This window comes from Streptomyces kunmingensis (genome assembly GCF_039533535.1).
GTDB lineage: Bacteria > Actinomycetota > Actinomycetes > Streptomycetales > Streptomycetaceae > Streptomyces > Streptomyces kunmingensis.
The window spans coordinates 24,839-42,652 of sequence record NZ_BAAATS010000030.1 but is presented as its reverse complement, the minus strand read 5'-3'; the positions used below and the strand labels follow the sequence as shown (position 1 = coordinate 42,652).

Annotated in this window: 15 protein-coding genes and 1 pseudogene; 7 read left to right on the top strand and 9 right to left on the bottom strand. The window is 70.7% G+C overall.

The annotated features are described in order from the left end of the window. Positions 1-52 precede the first annotated feature (52 nt). The gene (locus ABD366_RS33600) at positions 53-229 is read left to right on the top strand and encodes a hypothetical protein (protein ID WP_411293809.1); all 177 of its coding nucleotides are present in this window, start codon (positions 53-55) and stop codon (positions 227-229) included. Between the two features lie 10 nt (positions 230-239). On the opposite strand, the gene ABD366_RS33595 is transcribed toward ABD366_RS33600, so the two are convergent. From ABD366_RS33595 to ABD366_RS33580, 4 genes and pseudogenes are all read right to left on the bottom strand, one after another. Beyond that, complete coding sequence (locus ABD366_RS33595; RefSeq protein ID WP_324772255.1) at positions 240-1,241, bottom strand: ABC transporter ATP-binding protein; 1,002 nt, start codon at positions 1,239-1,241, stop codon at positions 240-242. A gap of 143 nt (positions 1,242-1,384) precedes the next feature. Then, positions 1,385-3,325 (bottom strand): annotated as a pseudogene (locus ABD366_RS33590) (dipeptide/oligopeptide/nickel ABC transporter permease/ATP-binding protein); the annotation flags it as partial. Beyond that, positions 3,322-4,281, bottom strand: a complete 960-nt coding sequence (locus ABD366_RS33585; RefSeq protein ID WP_324772254.1) for an ABC transporter permease — start codon at positions 4,279-4,281, stop codon at positions 3,322-3,324. The pseudogene ABD366_RS33590 and the gene ABD366_RS33585, both read right to left, overlap by 4 nt. 39 nt (positions 4,282-4,320) lie before the next feature. Next, complete coding sequence (locus ABD366_RS33580; protein ID WP_324772253.1) at positions 4,321-5,949, bottom strand: ABC transporter substrate-binding protein; 1,629 nt, start codon at positions 5,947-5,949, stop codon at positions 4,321-4,323. Between the two features lie 175 nt (positions 5,950-6,124). Between ABD366_RS33580 and ABD366_RS33575 the strand changes: the two genes are divergently transcribed. After that, positions 6,125-6,868: a FadR/GntR family transcriptional regulator gene (locus ABD366_RS33575; RefSeq protein ID WP_324772273.1), complete on the top strand. Its 744-nt coding sequence runs from the start codon at positions 6,125-6,127 to the stop codon at positions 6,866-6,868. Between the two features lie 21 nt (positions 6,869-6,889). On the opposite strand, the gene ABD366_RS33570 is transcribed toward ABD366_RS33575, so the two are convergent. Next, positions 6,890-8,977 (bottom strand): ATP-binding protein, encoded by a 2,088-nt coding sequence (locus ABD366_RS33570; RefSeq protein WP_324772252.1) that lies wholly within the window; start codon positions 8,975-8,977, stop codon positions 6,890-6,892. Between the two features lie 297 nt (positions 8,978-9,274). Here ABD366_RS33570 and ABD366_RS33565 point away from each other — a divergent pair, with 297 nt between their 5' ends. From ABD366_RS33565 to ABD366_RS33550, 4 genes are all read left to right on the top strand, one after another. Further along, positions 9,275-10,405: a PP2C family protein-serine/threonine phosphatase gene (locus ABD366_RS33565; protein ID WP_324772251.1), complete on the top strand. Its 1,131-nt coding sequence runs from the start codon at positions 9,275-9,277 to the stop codon at positions 10,403-10,405. Between the two features lie 329 nt (positions 10,406-10,734). After that, positions 10,735-10,950: a hypothetical protein gene (locus ABD366_RS33560; protein WP_324772250.1), complete on the top strand. Its 216-nt coding sequence runs from the start codon at positions 10,735-10,737 to the stop codon at positions 10,948-10,950. A gap of 193 nt (positions 10,951-11,143) precedes the next feature. Beyond that, entirely contained in the window at positions 11,144-11,893 is a 750-nt protein-coding gene (gene recO, locus ABD366_RS33555; protein WP_324772249.1) for a DNA repair protein RecO, read from the top strand. Between the two features lie 59 nt (positions 11,894-11,952). Continuing rightward, positions 11,953-12,783: an isoprenyl transferase gene (locus ABD366_RS33550; protein WP_324772248.1), complete on the top strand. Its 831-nt coding sequence runs from the start codon at positions 11,953-11,955 to the stop codon at positions 12,781-12,783. A 232-nt stretch (positions 12,784-13,015) separates the two neighbouring features. On the opposite strand, the gene ABD366_RS33545 is transcribed toward ABD366_RS33550, so the two are convergent. From ABD366_RS33545 to ABD366_RS33530, 4 genes are read right to left on the bottom strand one after another with little or no spacing between them, the layout of a single operon-like run. After that, positions 13,016-13,462, bottom strand: a complete 447-nt coding sequence (locus ABD366_RS33545) for a Fur family transcriptional regulator (RefSeq protein ID WP_344443033.1) — start codon at positions 13,460-13,462, stop codon at positions 13,016-13,018. 25 nt (positions 13,463-13,487) lie between these two features. Next, the gene (locus tag ABD366_RS33540) at positions 13,488-14,372 is read right to left on the bottom strand and encodes a metal ABC transporter permease (protein WP_324772246.1); all 885 of its coding nucleotides are present in this window, start codon (positions 14,370-14,372) and stop codon (positions 13,488-13,490) included. Between the two features lie 11 nt (positions 14,373-14,383). After that, entirely contained in the window at positions 14,384-15,151 is a 768-nt protein-coding gene (locus ABD366_RS33535; protein WP_324772245.1) for a metal ABC transporter ATP-binding protein, read from the bottom strand. A gap of 35 nt (positions 15,152-15,186) precedes the next feature. Beyond that, entirely contained in the window at positions 15,187-16,173 is a 987-nt protein-coding gene (locus ABD366_RS33530) for a metal ABC transporter substrate-binding protein (protein WP_324772244.1), read from the bottom strand. 178 nt (positions 16,174-16,351) lie between these two features. Here ABD366_RS33530 and ABD366_RS33525 point away from each other — a divergent pair, with 178 nt between their 5' ends. Further along, a complete protein-coding gene (locus tag ABD366_RS33525) occupies positions 16,352-17,734 on the top strand; it encodes a glycine--tRNA ligase (protein WP_324772243.1) in 1,383 nt (460 codons plus the stop codon). Positions 17,735-17,814 lie beyond the last annotated feature (80 nt).

Genomic DNA, 17,814 nt, shown 5'->3' with positions numbered 1-17,814 from the left:
GCTCAAGACCACCGCACGGCAGGCCCTGAGCCACGGCTACGACCTCGTACTCGTGGCGGACGGGCACACGACATCCGTGCGCCCCGACCCGTCGGACTCCGACCCGTCGGACTTCGTCCCGCCGGACCGGTCGATCGCCCACCACAACGAGATCTACCGGCACCTCGACTTCCCGGACCGCCGCATCCGCGTACAGCCGGCCGGTGAAGCGGCCTTCCGGGCGCCCTGAACGGCGGCCCTCAGGACACCTCCTGGACCAGGTCGTGCGTGGACTGCTCCTCGTCCACCGGGTGATGGCATCGGTAGACGTGGCCACCGGCTCCCCGGGGCTCCGGCATCGCCGCCGCGCAGGTGACGTCCGCCCGCCAGCACCGCGTACGGAACGGGCAGCCGGACGGCGGACGCGTGGCCGAGGGCACCGGCCCGGTCAGCGGGATCGGGTCGATGGGGTCGAGGAGGCCGGGCGTCGCCGAGAACAGGGCGCGGGTGTAGGGGTGGCGGGAGCGGTCGAGGACGTCGGACGCCGGGGTCTCCTCCACGATGCGGCCCAGGTACATGGTGATGACCCGGTCGCTCATCCGGCGCACCGTCTGGATGTCGTGCGAGACGAAGACCAGGGCGAGACCGAGCCGTTCCTTCAGGTCGAGGAGGAGGTTGAGGATCTGCGCGCGGACCGACACGTCGAGGGCGCTCGTCGGTTCGTCGGCCACCACGAGGTCCGGCTCCAGGGCCAGGGCCCGCGCGATGGCGACCCGCTGCCGCTGACCTCCGGAGAGCTGCCCGGGCAGTACGTCCGCCAGGGCCTTCGGCAGACCGACCAGACCCAGCAACTCCGTGACCCGCGCCTGCCGTTCAGCGGCGGTACCGCGCCGGTGCACGTCCATCGGGTCGCGCACGATCTGGCGTACGGTCAGCCGCCGGTTCAGGGCCGTCGACGGGTCCTGGAAGATCATGCCGATACCGGTGCCGAGCGCTGCGCGGCGCTGGGCGGGAGGCATGGTCCACAGGTCCGCGCCGCGGTGCGTCACGGTTCCGGAGGTGGGGCGCTGGACGCCCACCAGGACTTTGGCGAGGGTGGATTTGCCGCAGCCGGATTCGCCTACGACGCCGACCGTCTCGCCGGGAGCGATGGTCAGGTTCGCTGCGGTGAGGGCGTAGACGTGGTCGCGGGTGAAGAGGCCGTCGGAGCGGGCCTTGTGCACTACGTGCACATCGGCCAACTCCACCAGGGAAGTGGTCATTTCGGCTCCTTCTCCGGGGTCGTCGTGGCGGCGCCGCGCGCCGTGGGGACGGCGGCCGATACCGCGTCCGCGGGTGCGTCGTGGCTGGTCGCGCTCCGCGGCGGAGCCGCTGAATGATCCGGTCCCGCGCCCCTGGCGGCGACCGGGTGATGGCACGCTGACGAGTGCTTGAGCCCACCGGTCAGCTCGGGGGCCGTCTCCCTGCACACCTGTGACGCCAGCGGGCAGCGGTCCGCGAAGCGGCAGCCCGGGGGGAAGTCGGCGGGGGACGGGACGACGCCTCTGATCTGGGTCAGGCGGTCCGCCGCCGATTCCAGGGAGAGGACCGAGCCCAGCAGGCCGCGGGTGTAGTGGTGGCGGGGCGCCTCCACCAGGTCGGCCGTGACTCCCGTCTCCACGATCTGGCCGCCGTACATGACGACGACGCGGTCCGTGACGTCGGCGACCAGCGCCAGATCGTGCGAGACGAGGACGAGCGCGAAACCCAGCTCGGCGCGGAGCCGCAGCAGCAGCTCGATGACCTGGGCCTGCACGGTCACGTCGAGCGCCGTCGTCGGCTCGTCGGCGACGATCAGCTTCGGGTCGCGGGAGAGCGCCATGGCGATGAGCACGCGCTGGCGCTGGCCGCCGGAGAGCTCGTGCGGATAGCTGCGCAGGGTGCGGTCCGGGTCGAGCCCGACGACTTCGAGCAGCGCGGCGGGGGAGCGGTGGCCGCCGCGCCGGACGACCTGCTTGAGCTGGGCGCGTACGGTCATCGCCGGGTTGAGGGACGAGAGCGCGTCCTGGTAGATCATCGCCATGTCGTGGCCGAGGAGGCGGCGCCGGGTGCCCATCGGCAGGCCGACCAGTTCGCGGCCGTCGAAGGTGACGTGGCCGCGGATCCGGGCGCCCTCGGGGTGCAGGCCCATCACGGTCAGCGCGGTCAGTGACTTGCCGCAGCCGGACTCGCCGACCAGGCCGACGACCTCGCCGGGGCGCACGTCGAAGCTGATGCCGTCGACGATGTCGACCCCGCCGTGCCGTCCGTCGAAGCCGATGGCCAGGTCGCGTACGGAGAGGACGGGCGGGTCGTCCGGCAGCGGCCGGGCGCGGGAGCGCAGGCGGGCGGCGGCCTCGGGGAGGCCGGGGAGTTCGAGGACCTGGCCCGTGCCGGGCGCGGCGGCCTCCAGCCGGTCGGGCTCCCCGGCCGTCGGCACGTCACGCGCGGCGGGCGCCGCCCACGCGTCGGAGACGCCTTCGCTGAGGACGTTCAGGGACAGCACGGTGAGCAACATCAGCAGGCCGGGGAAGACGGTCGCCCACCAGCCGCCGATCAGCACCATGTTCTTGCCGTCGGCGATGACGCTGCCCCACGACGGGTCCGGGGGCCGCACGCCCGCGCCGATGAAGGACAGGGACGCCTCGAAGACGATGGCCTCCGCGACCTGGACGGTGCAGAAGACGAGGACGGGGGCGGCGCAGTTGATGGCGACGTGCTTGAGCACGATGTGCGGGGTGCGGGCTCCGATGACCCGCTCGGCCGTCACGTAGTCCTCGCCGTACTGGTCCAGGACGTTGGCGCGTACGACCCGGGCGATCGGCGGGGTGAACAGGAACGCGAGTGCGCAGATCAGCACCGGGATGCCGCCGCCGAACACGGCGACGAGCACGGCCGCGAGGGCGATGCCGGGGAACGCCATGACGACGTCGAGGCAGCGCATGACCGTCTCGTCCGCCGCCTTGCTCGACGTCGCCGCGACCGCGCCGAGGACCGCGCCGACGACGAGCGCGAGCAGGGTCGCCCCGAGCCCGATGGCCAGCGACCAGCGGGCCCCGTACATGAGCCGGCTGAGAATGTCGCGCCCGAGGCTGTCCTGCCCCATCCAGTGGTCGCCGGACGGCTGCCCGACCCCGTCCACCTGCGGCAACTGCTCGAGCGGATCATGCGGCGCAAGCACCGGCGCAAACACGGCCATGAGAACGACAAGAGTCAGAACGCCGAGAGAGACACGGGACAGCACCGGCAGACGGCGCAGCTTATTGAGCCCCTGCGGCGATCGAGCAGCGGGGTGCGGGGTGGAGCCCCGTGGCGTGGACCGGGTCATGCCGCCCCCCGCAGCCGCGGATTCACCAGCAGATACAGCACATCGATCACCAGGTTGACCACGACGAACCCCACGGCAGTGGTGAGCACCACCCCCTGCACCACAGCAGGATCCCCGTTCTTCACCGCGTCGATCATCAGCTTCCCCATCCCGGGCAACGAGAAGATCGTCTCCACGACCACCGCCCCGCCCAGCAGATAGCCCACGCGCAGCCCGAGCACCGTGAGCGGGTTGATCAGGGCGTTGCGCAGGACGTTGCGGCCGACCACGACGACCGGCGGGAGCCCGCTGCCGACGGCCGTGCGCACGTAGTCCTTGTCGAGCTCCTCCACGACGGCCGTCCGCACGATCCGGGTGAGCTGCGCGGCGACCGGCAGCGACAGGGCGAGCGCGGGCAGCGTCATCGTCCGCAGCCAGCCGGTCAGCGAGTCGGCCGGGTTGATGTATCCGCCGGTCGGGAACCAGCCGAGGTCGACGGCCAGGTACTGGATCATGAGCAGCGCCAGCCAGAAACCGGGCGCCGCGACCCCGGTCAGCGAGATGACGCGGACGATCTGGTCCCAGGTCCGGTCGCGGTGGATGGCCGCGCTGATGCCGAGCACAAGCGACACGACGACGGCGATGCCGAGGCCGAGGAAGGTCAGCTGGAGGGTGAGCGGCAGGGCGGTGGTGATCTGCTCGACGACCGGCTGCCGGGTCAGCACGCTGATGCCCATGTCGCCCTGGAGGAGATCCCCGACGAAGTGGAGGTAGCGCAGCGGCATCGGGTCGAGGAGTCCGTTGCGCTCGCGGAAGTCGTGCAGCTGCTGCGGGGTCGGGTTGGCGCCCTGGAAGTACGCGGACGCCGGGTCGATGTCGGCGAAGCGCATCACGAGGAACACGAACAGGACGATGCCGAGCAGCAGTGGCACGAGCAGCACGAGCCGCCGGGCGAGGATTCTGGCGATCACGGCCACGGGCGTGAACTCCCTTATGTGGACGGCTACTTGTGCGACTTACGCGGGATGCGCCTTGAGGACGTTGATGCCGGGATAGGGCTGGGCCTGCACTCCGGTGATCTTCTTCGCGTCCCAGGCGGTCATCAGCTCGTTGTGCACGACGGGGTAGATGACGGCCTGCTCGGCGACGACGTCCAGGTACTCCTGGATCATCGCCTTCTTCTTGCCGGCGTCCGGTTCCCGGGTGGCCTGGTCCATCTGCCTGAAGAGCTGCTTGGCGGTGGGGTCGTCGGCCCAGCGGGCGTAGCCCATCCAAGGGTTGGTGGGTCCGTAGTTGTAGTGCATGATCAGGTCCGCGTCGAGGCCGAACTGGTTCGGGTTCGAGGCCGCGGCCACCACCTGGTAGTCCTTCTTCTGGTCCATCTTGGTGAAGACGGCGGTGGTCTCCTGCGGGTCGAGCGTGGTCTTCACGCCGATCGCGTCCCAGGAGGCCTTGATGGTCGGCAGGCAGTCGACGATCCAGGACACGTTGACGGCCATGAGGCTGATGCCGAGTCCGTCGGCGCCCGCGTCCTTCAGCAGCTTCCTGGCCTTCGCCGGGTCGTAGTCGTAGACCGTGCCGGCGCGGCGGTGGCTCGGATTCCCCTCGTTGAGGAACGAACTCGCGGCTGTGCCATGCCCTTTGAGCGCGACCTCGATCATCTTCTTCTTGTCGATGGCGTAGTGCAGCGCCTGGCGCACGCGCACGTCGTCGAACGGTTTGTGCGCGGTGTTGAACATCAGGAACAGGTTGTTCATCCCGGCGCCGCCCTCGACGGTGAGCCCGTCCTGCTCCAGGCGCCGGATGTTGGCGTACGGGATGTTGTCGGCGATCTGCGCGTCGGCGCTGCCCCCGGAGATCTTGGCGACGCGCGGCGCCGCGTCGACGATGGTCAGCCAGTTCATCTTCCGGTAGGCGGGCTTGCGGGGGCCGTTGTAGTCGTCGAACGCCTCGAAGGTGGTGTTCGTCTTCGGCTGGTGCGAGCTCTGTCTGTACGGACCCGAGCCGACGGCCTTGCCCTTCATCGCGTCGTCCCACCCGCCCGGCCGGGAGAACACGTGCTTCGGCATGATCTTCGCGAGGGCCAGCCGCGCGACCCCGTCCGGGAAGGGGAACTTGAGGACCAGTTCGACCGAGGAGTCACCGGTCTTCCTGACCTCCTTCAGCCAGCTCTCGAAGAACCCCTTGGCGAGCGTCTGGGTCTTCGCGTCGAGGATCCGGTCGAAGACGAACACCACGTCGTCGGCCGTCACCGGCTTCCCGTCGTGCCACTTGGCGCCCGGGCGGAGCGTGAACTTCCACACCGTGCCCTTGAGTTGGGCCGCGCCCGGCACCTCGGTCGCCAGCGCCGCGTACGGGGCCCGGGTGATCGGATCGGTGTCCACGAGACCCTCGTAGATGTGGTGGTTGCCCGCCATCGCGAACGCGGACGCCGTCTGTGTCGGGTCCCAGCTGCCGTCGTTGCCGTAGCCGATGACGGCCGTCAGGGACGTCGAGCCGCCCGCGCCCCCGTCGTCACCCGTGTCGTTCGTGGACTTCGGCCCCGACGAACAGGCCGACAGCGACGTGGAGATGGCGGCCGCCGCACCCAGGGCGCCGGTGTACTTGAGGAAGGAGCGGCGTCCGGTCGTGTCGTGGTCGCTCATGGTGCCTCCAGTGACTCGGAGATCCAACGTCCTACGTCTTGGGTAGCGACGTGACCATAAGAGGACCCGGAGGGGCGGTCAAGAGATCGCGCAGGATCCCGGGGGCGCACGCCGCTGCGCCCCCGGGAAGATCTTTCGCCCCGAGGTGGGACGTGGGATGTCTGGAGCGCCTACGATGCGGCGCATGTCCGACGAGCCCATGAGTCCGGCCCTGCGCCCACGCCGCGTCAGCCACCAGGTCCAGCGCGCGGTGACGCAGCAGATCCTGGACGCGGGACTGCGGCCCGGGGAACTCCTGCCCACCGAAGCCGAGTTGATGGAGACGCTCGGCGTGAGCAGGAACTCGGTACGGGAGGCGCTCAAAGCCCTCCAGGCGCTCGACATCGTGGAGATCAGGCACGGTTACGGCACCTACGTCGGCCAGGCGTCGCTGACCCCGCTCGCCGACGGCCTCACCTTCCGCACCCTGCTGCGCCCCGCCGACGACGCGCACGCCCTCGCGGAGATCCTCCAGGTCCGCGAAATACTGGAGGAGGGCCTGGTCCGGCGCGTCGCGGCCGCCCCGCCCGACGCCGGCACCCTGGACCAACTCGACGCGATCGTACGGAAGATGGGGGAGGCGGGCGAGGCCGGCGAGCCCTTCGCCGACCTGGACCGCGAGTTCCACGAGACGCTCTACGGCTCCCTCGGCAACGAACTGATACCGCAGCTGCTCGGCGCGTTCTGGAACGTCTTCGACCGGGTCGCCGGGGTGCGCCAGTGGGCCGGCGACCCGGCGCCCGAGGTCACCGTCGACCGGCACCGGGCCATCGTGACCGCCCTGCGCGCCCGCGACGTGGCCGGCGCCGAGCAGGCCATGGCCACACACTTCCGCGGCATCGAGAAACGCGCCGAGCAGGAGACCCGCGGGGTCGGCTGAGCACCTTCTGGTCCCGGGGACCTAGGGGCCGATGCCGGCGTCCAGGCTGTAGACGATCCCGTCGACCGTGTCGTCGTACAGCCCGCCCTCATATGCCTTGGTGTACGCGGCCAGGCCGAGGGCTTCCCGGCTTCGCCGTTCCGCGTCCGCGCGGACGGCGACGAGCTTCGTGTTGCCCATCTGCGGGAGGCCGAAGGCCAGCCACAGGCGCTGCGCCGAGCCCAGCAGCCGGGCCCCCGCCTCACCCTGCCCGTCGGCCACGGTCGCGGCGGCCAGCACATCGGCGGCGAGGGCGACCCCCAGGGTGTCGTGGAGTTCGGCCTTGCCCCGCAGGCTCGCGCGGGCGTGCCCGGCGGCCTCGGCCCAGTTGCCGAGCCCGAACTCGGCCAGGGCCTGCAAGTAGTCGCCGAACGCCCGCCCCCAGCACTCGCCGCGCGCGCCCAGCTCGGTGGAGACCCCGTACGCGATCGACTTGCCCAGATCCAGGTCGCCGAGATGGATGCGGGCGAACGCAAGAGAGAGCCGGTTCATGAAGCACGCGGCCTCGAAGGAACCCCACAGGGTTTCGGGCGGGGCCGCGTCCAGCGTGGTGAGCGCCCGCTCGGGCTCACCTTGCTGGGTCAGGATCGTGCCTTCGAGGTAGTCCGCCGCCACCCGCACGGCCGGATCGGCGGACGTCGCGGCCAGGACCCGGAGCTCGGCGGAGTGCCGCAACGCCACGTCCAGACTGCCCTGCCCCACGGATACGACTCCGCCGGCCCACAGGGCCTTGCCGTACTCGGGGCCCGGCTCCGGGCCACCCGCCAGGGCCCGGTCCAGGTAATGGCGGCCCTCGCGCGCAAAGCCGCACGCGAACCAGAAGACCCACAGGGCGCCGGCCATCTCCAGTGCGACACGGCGCGGGCCGTCGCGGAGCGCGAAGTCGAGGGCCGCCCGGATGTTGGCGTGTTCGGCCGTGATGCGTGCGCTCCACGCGGTCTGCCGGTCGGACAGCCACTCGCGATCGGCCCGCACCGCCAGCTCCCGGTAGCGCTCCAGGTGGGCCCGGCGCACCGCCGTCTCCTCGCCCAGCTCGCGCAGCCAGTGCGCCCCGTACTCCCGCACGGTGTCGAGCAGCCGGTAGCGGGCCGGGCCCGCCGTGCCCGGGACCGGACGCACGAGGGACTTCGAGATCAGCTTGTCGAGGAGGGCGGGAACGGCGTCGGCGGTCAGCGGGCCGCCGGCGGTCACCGCCCGGGCGTCGGCCAGGTCGAAGCCGGCCGCGAAGACGGACAGGCGCGCCCACAGCAGCCGCTCCAGGGGCGCGCACAGTTCATGGCTCCAGCCGATCGTGGTGCGCAGCGTGCGGTGCCGGGGCGCGGCCGGGGAGCCCGGGGCGTCCGGGACGACGAGGGTGTCGAACCGGTGCAGCAGCCGCTCGTCGAGCTGGCGCAGGGTCAGCTCCGGCAGCTGGGCCGCGGCCAGTTCGATGGCGAGCGGGATGCCGTCGAGACGGCGGCACACGGCGACGGCCGACTCCCGGTCCGCACCGCCCAGCCGGAAACCGTCGACGGCGGAGGCCGCCCGGTCGGCGAAGAGGGCGACGGCGTCACCGCCCGCCGTCTCGCTCTTCGCCGACGGTGCGGCCTCCGCCGTCACGGGCAGGGGCTCCACCTCCAGACGCCACTCACCCGGCACGCCCAGCGGTTCCCTGCTCGTCGCCAGGATCCGCAGCCCGGGGGCCGCGTCGAGCAGCCGGGACGCGAGGCGCGCGCACTCCCCGATCAGATGCTCACAGGTGTCCAGGACGAGCAGGACGTCGCGGGTGGCGAGCCATTCGGCGATGAGTTCCTCGGGAGGCCTGGCCGACTGGTCGAGGAGTCGGAGCTCCTCGAAGATGACGTGGCCCAGGAGCGAGGGTTCGCGCAGGGGCGAGAGCGGGACCAGCCGCGCGCCGTCGCCGAAGAGCGGGGCCGCGCGACGTGCGGCGCGTGCGGCGAGCCGTGACTTGCCGACGCCGCCGACGCCGGTGAGCGTGATGAGCCGGTGCCGGGTCAACGCCGCGTCGAGCAGGCCCAGTTCCTTGTCGCGGCCGATGAAGCTCGTCGTCTCCGCGGGGAAGTTCTCCACCCGCACCGCCCTCCCGGCCTGGTCCGCCGCGCGCTCGCGCGGCGTCGCCGGACAGTCTGCTCCGGTGCGGATCCCGCGCCGGTGAATGACGCAAGTTGAGCAGGTGCTTGCGGCCCGGCCCGCCGACGCGGACAGATGACGACAACGAAGGGCGGCTCCGGTCATGGATGCACCCACTGCGGACAATGCGGCGCACCACAGCGGGTGTTCGGACAGAGTGGGCCGCTCAGCGCGGCGGGGCAGAGCGGGGCGGAGCAGGCGGGAGGCTCCCGCATGACGGTGCGGGAAAGTGGGCGAATGCGCTGGCGGAGGGCGAGGCACCTGGCGCTGCCGGCGACCGTGAGCTTCCTGCTCGCCGTGGTCGGCGGGCTGTACGACGGCTGGCGGCCGGCGGTGGCGGCCCTGCTGCTCGGACCGGTCCTGGCCTGTTCCCGGCTCGGCGTCCGCGGCACGCTCACCGTCGTCGGATGGAGCGCGGTCCTCGCCCTGTCGGCCGGCGCCGTCCGTCATCTGACGGACACGTCACCGTTCCTCGTCGAGTACCTGCTGCTCCTGGCGGGCGGCGCCGTGACCGTCCGCATCGCCAGGGAGAAGACGGCGCGCGCCGCCGCACTCCAGTACGCCACGGAAGTGGCCCAGGTGGCCCAGGGCGCGATCATGCGCCCGATGGCCGCCCGGGTCGGCGGGATCGACGTCTGCACCCGGCACCACTGCCCCCTGGAGCCCGCCACGGTCGGCGGAGACGTGTACGACGTCGTCAACACCCCTTATGGGACACGGGTGTTCATAGGTGACGTACGCGGTCACGACCTGGACGCGGTGCAGACCGCCGCGTCGGTGCTCGCGGGCTTCCGCGACCTGGCCTATGTGACCCCCGAACTCACCGACATCGCCGTACGGCTCGACGCCCTTCTCGCCCCCGAGCTCGGGCCGGAGAACTTCGTCACCGCGCTGTTCGCCGAGTTCGCGCCGGGCGAGGTCCGGATCGTCAACTGCGGGCATCCGCCACCGCTGCGCACCGGCCGTTCGCCCCGGCTGCTCGGGCCGGTCGAGCCCGCACTGCCGCTGGGGCTCGGCACCCGGCCCGGCAGCCGCCGGTGCTGGTTGCAGCCGGGGGACCGGGTCCTGTTCTACACCGACGGCCTGACCGAGGCGCGGGACGCCGAGGGGGCCGAGTTCCCGCTGCTGGAGCAGTGCGCCCGGTCGCTGTCGGCGGTCCTTCCGGGTGACGCGCTCAACGCGCTGTACGACGCGGTGACCGCCCACACCGGAGCGCCGCTCCTGGACGACGTGGCTCTCGTGCTGTGCCAACAGGCCGAGGTCGTCGGGGACGTTGTCGACGAGGCGCAGGCGGCGGGCGACGCGGCGCAGGCGGCGGGCGAGCACGCCCGCGAGAACCGGATGGACGCAGACCTCGGACCCAGGTGACGGGTCTCCCGGGACGGTCCGTCCCGGGCCGACGTGATCAGCCGTACCTTCGGCGCGCTCCCGCATCGCACCGCCGCTCGGCGGCCTCTGCCCTGCGCCCGGGGCGCATCGTCACCACCCCACCGATAGGACACAACGTCACCACGAAGGTACTAAGCGTGAAATAGGATCGGCGTCGCGCCGCCCCCACCTGGCCGGACCCGGGGGCGAACGCACCGGTCGCCCCGTGTCCATCGTGCAAGCACGGCGTTGTCCGGTTGACGCGGCGACCCGCCCGGCCGTCACACCCCTCGCGCAGCAGGACGCAAAACGGACAGGAGCGCCCCCCGATGAAGCCAGCGATCGGTTCGTACGCGGTCGACATGAGCACCGGCCGGGTGGGACGGGTGATGGGCCACGAGGGCCCGTACGTACAACTGCGCCCCTTCGGCGGCGGTCGCGAGTGGGACTGCACGCCCGACATAGTGCGTGAGGCCACCACCACGGAACGCCTGCGGGCGGCGACGGCGTACGCGAACAGAAGAAGCCGCGGCGAGGTCCCCTGATCCGGCGGGCTCCGGCCTACGGACACGGCCGGCGGCCGGCCCGGGAGTGTGGGGAACACCACGTGCGGGGCGCGGGGCCGGGCCCGTGGGCGCGTGAAGGGGTGACCGCGCCGCGGGGCCCCTTCGCGTAGAGGCAGAATGGGGGGATGAGCCTGCTCCGGGAAGACGACGACGCCGCCCGCGGGGGTGCGCGATGAGTCTCTTCCGTGATGACGGGATCGTCCTGCGGACCCAGAAACTCGGCGAAGCCGACCGCATCATCACCCTCCTCACGCGCAATCACGGCCGGGTCCGCGCCGTGGCCCGCGGCGTGCGCCGCACCAAGTCCAAGTTCGGGGCGCGGCTCGAACCGTTCTCCCACGTCGACGTGCAGTTCTTCGCCCGCAACAGCGAGTTGGTCGGGCGCGGCCTTCCGCTGTGCACGCAGAGCGAGACCATCGCCGCGTACGGCGGCGGCATCGTCACCGACTACGGCCGCTACACCGCGGGCACCGCCATGCTGGAGACGGCGGAACGGTTCACCGACCATGAGGGCGAACCGGCCGTCCAGCAGTACCTGCTCCTCGTCGGCGCCCTGCGCACCCTCGCCCGCGGCGAGCACGAGTCCCACCTCATCCTCGACGCGTTCCTGCTCCGCTCCCTCGCCGTGAACGGGTACGCGCCCACGTTCGGCGACTGCGCGAAGTGCGGAATGCCCGGCCCCAACCGGTTCTTCTCGGTCGGCGCGGGCGGCTCGGTTTGCGTCGACTGCCGGGTACCGGGCAGCGTCGTACCCTCACCGCAGGCCCTCACCCTGCTCGGCGCGCTGCTGACCGGCGACTGGGAGACGGCCGACGCGAGCGAGGCACGCTTCGTGCGCGAGGGCAGCGGCCTGGTGTCGGCCTATCTGCACTGGCACCTGGAGCGCGGACTGCGCTCGCTGCGCTACGTGGAAAAGGGCTAGCGCGAGCGCTGAAAAGCTGTAGCAGAGCTGGAAACTGAGCTAGGGGAGAGGCCGGAAACATGGCACGTCGCGGAATCCTCGGACGGTCCCGCCGTGAGTACGAGGCGCCCGAACCGCACCCGTCGGGCGCGCGGCCGCCGAAGATCCCGGGCGAGCTGGTGCCGGGACACGTCGCCATCGTCATGGACGGCAACGGACGGTGGGCCAAGGAGCGCGGACTGCCGCGGACCGAGGGCCACAAGGTGGGCGCCGAGCGGGTCCTGGACGTCCTCCAGGGCGGCGTCGAGCTGGGCGTGGGCGCGATCTCGCTGTACGCCTTCTCCACCGAGAACTGGAAGCGGTCGCCCGACGAGGTCCGCTTCCTCATGAACTTCAACCGGGACTTCATCCGCAAGACCCGCGACCAGCTCGACGAGCTCGGCATCCGGGTGCGCTGGGTCGGCCGGATGCCCAAGCTGTGGAAGTCGGTCGCCAGGGAGCTGGAGATCTCCCAGGAGCAGACCAAGGACAACGACAAGCTGACCCTGTACTTCTGCATGAACTACGGCGGCCGCGCCGAGATCGCCGACGCGGCGTTGGCTCTCGCCGAGGACGTGAAGGCGGGCCGGCTCGACCCGTCGAAGGTCAGCGAGAAGACGTTCGCGAAGTACCTGTACTACCCGGACATGCCGGACGTCGACCTGTTCCTGCGGCCCAGCGGCGAGCAGCGCACGTCCAACTACCTTCTCTGGCAGAGCGCTTACGCCGAGATGGTCTTCCAGGACGTCCTCTGGCCGGACTTCGACCGCCGTGACCTGTGGCGCGCGTGCGTCGAATACGCCTCGCGCGACCGGCGCTTCGGCGGGGCTACCCCTAACGAGGTGCTTCTGCAGCTGGAGGCCGAGGGCTAGACCGGGATCCGGTCGCGTCTGCGGGGCACTGCGCGTCGCGGTCCGCGGGCCCGGTGGGGGGCTGGTCGCGCAGTTCCCCGCGCCCCTGGAGGTGCGCACTACGTGCGCTGCCTCCAAGGGGAAGGCGCGGCGAAGCCGCAGGTCTTCAGGGGCGCGGGGAACTGCGCGCTCAGCCACACACAACCCGCACCCGGCGACGGCCCCCGTACAAGACCCCCCGTACAAGACCCACTCACCGCGCGGCAGCGCACTCCGCACAGGTGCCGAAGATCTCCACCGTGTGCGCCACATTCACATACCCGTGCTCAGAGGCGATCGCCTCCGCCCACTTCTCCACCGCGGGCCCCTCGACCTCGACCGCCTTGCCGCACATCCGGCAGACCAGGTGGTGATGGTGGTCACCGGAGGAGCACCGCCGGTACACCGCCTCGCCCTCCGACGTGCGCAGGACATCGACCTCGCCCGCGTCGGCGAGGGACTGGAGCGTGCGGTAGACCGTGGTCAGGCCGACGGAGTCGCCCTTGTGCTTCAGGACGTCGTGCAGCTCCTGGGCGCTGCGGAACTCGTCCACCGCGTCGAGTGCTGCCGCCACTGCCGCGCGCTGGCGGGTAGACCTGCCTCGAACCGGGGCTGCCACGGTTTCCTCCTCACATCCCTGCCACGTACGTACCGCCGCCATTGTGCCAGGCTGCGCCGTGACCGGGTCAGACCTTGGCGGAGGCCTGCTCGGGGATCGCGCACTCCGCCGGATCGCCCGGCACCGCCGTCGCCGCCCGTGCCCGGCGCCGGGCCAGCGGGGTGGCGAGGAGCGTCAGGGCGATGAAGACGCCGATGGTCAGGAGCACGATCGTCGCGCCGGGTGGCACGTCCTGGTAGTACGACGTGACGGTGCCGCCCAGCGTCACCACGACGCCGATGGCGACCGAGATGACGAACGTCGCCTTGAAGCTGCGGGTCAGCTGCTGCGCCGCCGCCACCGGGACCACCATCAGGGCCGACACCAGAAGCAGGCCCACCACGCGCATCGCGACCGTCACCGTGACCGCCGCGGTGACGGCGATCAACAGGTTGAGGGCACGCACGGGAAGGCCCGTGACCCGCGCGAACTCCTCGTCCTGGCTCACCGCGAACAGCTGCCGGCGCAGGCCCACCGTGACCAGCACGACGAAGGCGGCGAGCAGGCAGATCGTGACGACGTCCTGCTGCGAGACCGTGGTGAGCGAGCCGAAGAGGTACGAGGTCAGGTTGGCGGTCGAGCCGCCCGGCGCCAGGTTGATGAACATCACACCCGCGGCCATACCGCCGTAGAACAGCATGGCGAGTGCGATGTCGCCGCGGGTCTTGCCGTACCAGCGGATGAGTTCCATCAGGAGTGCGCCGAGGACGGAGACGAGCATCGCCATCCACACCGGGGACCAGGAGAACAGGAAGCCGAGGCCGACACCGGTCATCGCCACGTGGCCGATGCCGTCGCCCATCAGGGCCTGGCGGCGCTGCACCAGGTAGATGCCGATGGCCGGGGCCGTGACGCCGATGAGGACGGCGGCGAGCAGGGCCCGCTGCATGAAGGCGTAGTCGAGGAATTCCATGGTGTGGCCTTCTAGCTCAGCAGTCCGGTACGGATCGGTTCGGCGTCCGCCGCCGAGTGCGGGTGGACGTGGTCGTGGCCCGGCAGGGCGTGCTGCCCGACCGCCTTCGGGGGCGGCCCGTCGTGCAGGACGCAGCCGTCGCGCAGGACCACCGCGCGGTCGATCAGCGGTTCGAGGGGGCCGAGTTCGTGCAGGACGAGGAGGACGGAGGCGCCCGCCGCGACCTGCTCGCGCAGGGTCGCGGCGAGGATCTCCTGGCTGGCGAGGTCGACGCCCGCCATCGGCTCGTCCATGATCAGCAGCTCGGGTTCGGCGGCCAGGGCGCGCGCGATGAGCACGCGCTGGTGCTGGCCGCCGGAGAGGGCGTTGACCGAGTCCTTGGCGCGGTCGGCGAGGCCGACCATCTCCAGGGCGCCGCGCACCGCGTCCCGGTCGGCCGCCCGCAGGATGCCGAAGCGGGCCCGGGAGAGCCGGCCGGAGGAGACGACCTCGGTGACCGTCGCGGGCACCCCGCCCGCGGCCGTCGTGCGCTGCGGTACGTAGCCGACGCGCGCCCACTGCTTGAAGCGGCGGCGCGGGGTGCCGAACAGCTCGATCTCGCCGCCGGTGAGCGGCACCTGCCCGATGATGCTGCGCACGGCGGTCGACTTGCCCGAGCCGTTCGCGCCGAGCAGGGCGACGACCTCGCCGCGGCCCACGGTCAGGTCGATGCCGCGCAGTACGGGGCGTGACCCCAGCTCGGCCGTCACCCCGCGCAGGGTGATGACGGGTTCGGTCATCTCGCTGCCGCCCTTCAACTCAGCTGATCCATATGTCACTTGGCGCCGAGAGCCTTCTGCAGCGCCGCCAGGTTCGACTCCATGACCTGGAGGTAGTCGTCGCCCTTGGACTTGTCGGTGATGCCCTCGATCGGGTCGAGTACATCAGTCTTGAGCTTCGCGTCACTCGCCAGGGTCTTCGCCGTCTTGTCGCTGACGAGGGTTTCGTAGAAGACGGTGGTGACGCCGTCGGCCTTCGCCATCTTCTGGAGGTCCTTGACGCGGGCGGCGCTGGGCTCGCTCTCCGGGTCGAGGCCGCTGATGGCCTCCTCGGTGAGCCCGTAGCGCTCGGCGAGGTAGCCGAAGGCGGCGTGGGTGGTGATGAAGGTCTTGGAGCCGGTGTTCTTCAGGCCGTCCTCGAACTTCGTGTTCAGGTCGTCCAGCTTCTTGACCAGGGCCGTGGTGTTCTTCTTGTAGTCCGCCGCGTGGTCCGGGTCGGCCTTCTCCAGGGCCTTGCCGACGCCCTCGGCGACCTCGGTGTACTTCACCGGGTCGAGCCAGATGTGCGGGTCGGAGCCCTCGCTGTCGTGGTCGTGTCCGTCTTCTTCGGCGTGCTCCTCGGCGTGCCCGCCGACCTCGCTGCCGTGCTTCTCCAGGCTGGTCAGGGAGGCCGCGTCGATCTTCGTCTGCGTGCCGGACTGGTCGATCGCCTCGTCCACCGCGGGCTGCAGGCCCTTGAGGTGGAGGGCGACGTCGGACTCCTCGATCTGGGCGCGCTGCTTGGCGCTGACCTCCAGATCGTGCGGCTCCTGGCCCGGCTCGGTGAGGTTGCTGACGGAGACGTGGTCGCCGCCGATCTGCTCGGCGAGGTACTGCATCGGGTAGAACGACGCCACGACGTCGAGCTTGCCGTCGTTCTTGCTGTCCGCGCTCGACGACGAGGAGCAGGCGGACAGGCCCACCAGACCGAGCACCGTGGAGGCGGCGACGGTGGTGCTGGATATGAGGCGGCGGCTGGGGCGGCGAGCAAGGCGTACGTTCATGACAGTCATTTTCAACAAAACTGGAAACGATTGTCAACAAGGCCTTCGTCACGCTCGGTCCCGCTCTGTACCCCCGAATCGATTTGGTTGAGGGGGTGGGCCCGCCGGTAACCTGAAGCATTCGCTCCCGGAGCGCGTATCCAGCGAGCTTCAACGTCGTCGTAATGAAGAGAGCACCGTGGCCGCCGACAAGATCGAAACCATCGTCAGCCTCAGCAAGCGCCGTGGCTTCGTCTACCCCTGCAGTGAGATCTACGGTGGTCAGAAGGCCGCCTGGGACTACGGTCCGCTGGGCGTGGAACTGAAGGAGAACCTCAAGCGCCAGTGGTGGCGCTACATGGTCACTTCGCGCGAGGACGTCGTCGGTATCGACTCGTCGGTGATCCTGGCCACCGAGGTCTGGCAGGCGTCGGGCCACGTCGCCACGTTCAGCGACCCGCTGACCGAGTGCACCTCCTGCCACAAGCGGTACCGCGCGGACCACCTCGAAGAGGCGTACGAGGAGAAGAAGGGCCGGGCGCCCGAGAACGGCCTCGCCGACCTCACCTGCCCGAACTGCGGCAACAAGGGCACGTTCACCGAGCCCAAGCAGTTCTCCGGCCTGCTCTCCACGCACCTCGGCCCGACCCAGGACAGCGGCTCCATCGCCTACCTGCGTCCCGAGACCGCGCAGGGCATCTTCACCAACTTCAGCCAGGTCCAGACGACTTCGCGGCGCAAGCCCCCGTTCGGCATCGCCCAGATGGGCAAGAGCTTCCGCAACGAGATCACGCCCGGCAACTTCATCTTCCGCACCCGCGAGTTCGAGCAGATGGAGATGGAATTCTTCGTCAAGCCGGGCGAGGACGAGAAGTGGCAGGAGTACTGGATGGAGCAGCGCTGGAACTGGTACACCGGCCTGGGCCTGCGCGAGGAGAACATGCGGTGGTTCGAGCACCCGCAGGAGAAGCTCTCCCACTACTCCAAGCGCACCGCCGACATCGAGTACCGCTTCCGCTTCGGCGGCAGCGAGTGGGGTGAGCTGGAGGGCGTCGCCAACCGCACCGACTACGACCTCTCCGCGCACGCCAAGGCCTCCGGCCAGGACCTCTCCTACTTCGACCAGGAGAAGGGCGAGCGGTACACGCCGTACGTCATCGAGCCCGCGGCCGGTGTCGGCCGCACCATGCTCGCCTTCATGCTCGACTCCTACTTCGAGGACGAAGCGCCCAACGCCAAGGGCAAGATGGAGAAGCGCACCGTCATGCGCTTCGACCCGCGCATCGCCCCGGTGAAGGTCGCGGTGCTCCCGCTGTCCCGCAACCCCGACCTGTCCCCGAAGGCCAAGGGCCTCGCCCAGGCGCTGCGCCAGCACTGGAACATCGACTTCGACGACGCCGGCGCCATCGGCCGCCGCTACCGCCGCCAGGACGAGATCGGTACGCCGTTCTGCGTCACGGTCGACTTCGACACCCTCGACGACAACGCGGTGACGGTGCGCGAGCGCGACACCATGAAGCAGGAGCGCGTCTCCCTCGACCAGATCGAGGGCTACCTGGCCAGCCGCCTGATCGGCTGCTGACCCCAGCTTCACCTGTCTTTGAAGGGCCCCGGTCCGCCGTTCCGACGGTGGGCCGGGGCCTTTTGCTGCACACTGCCGCT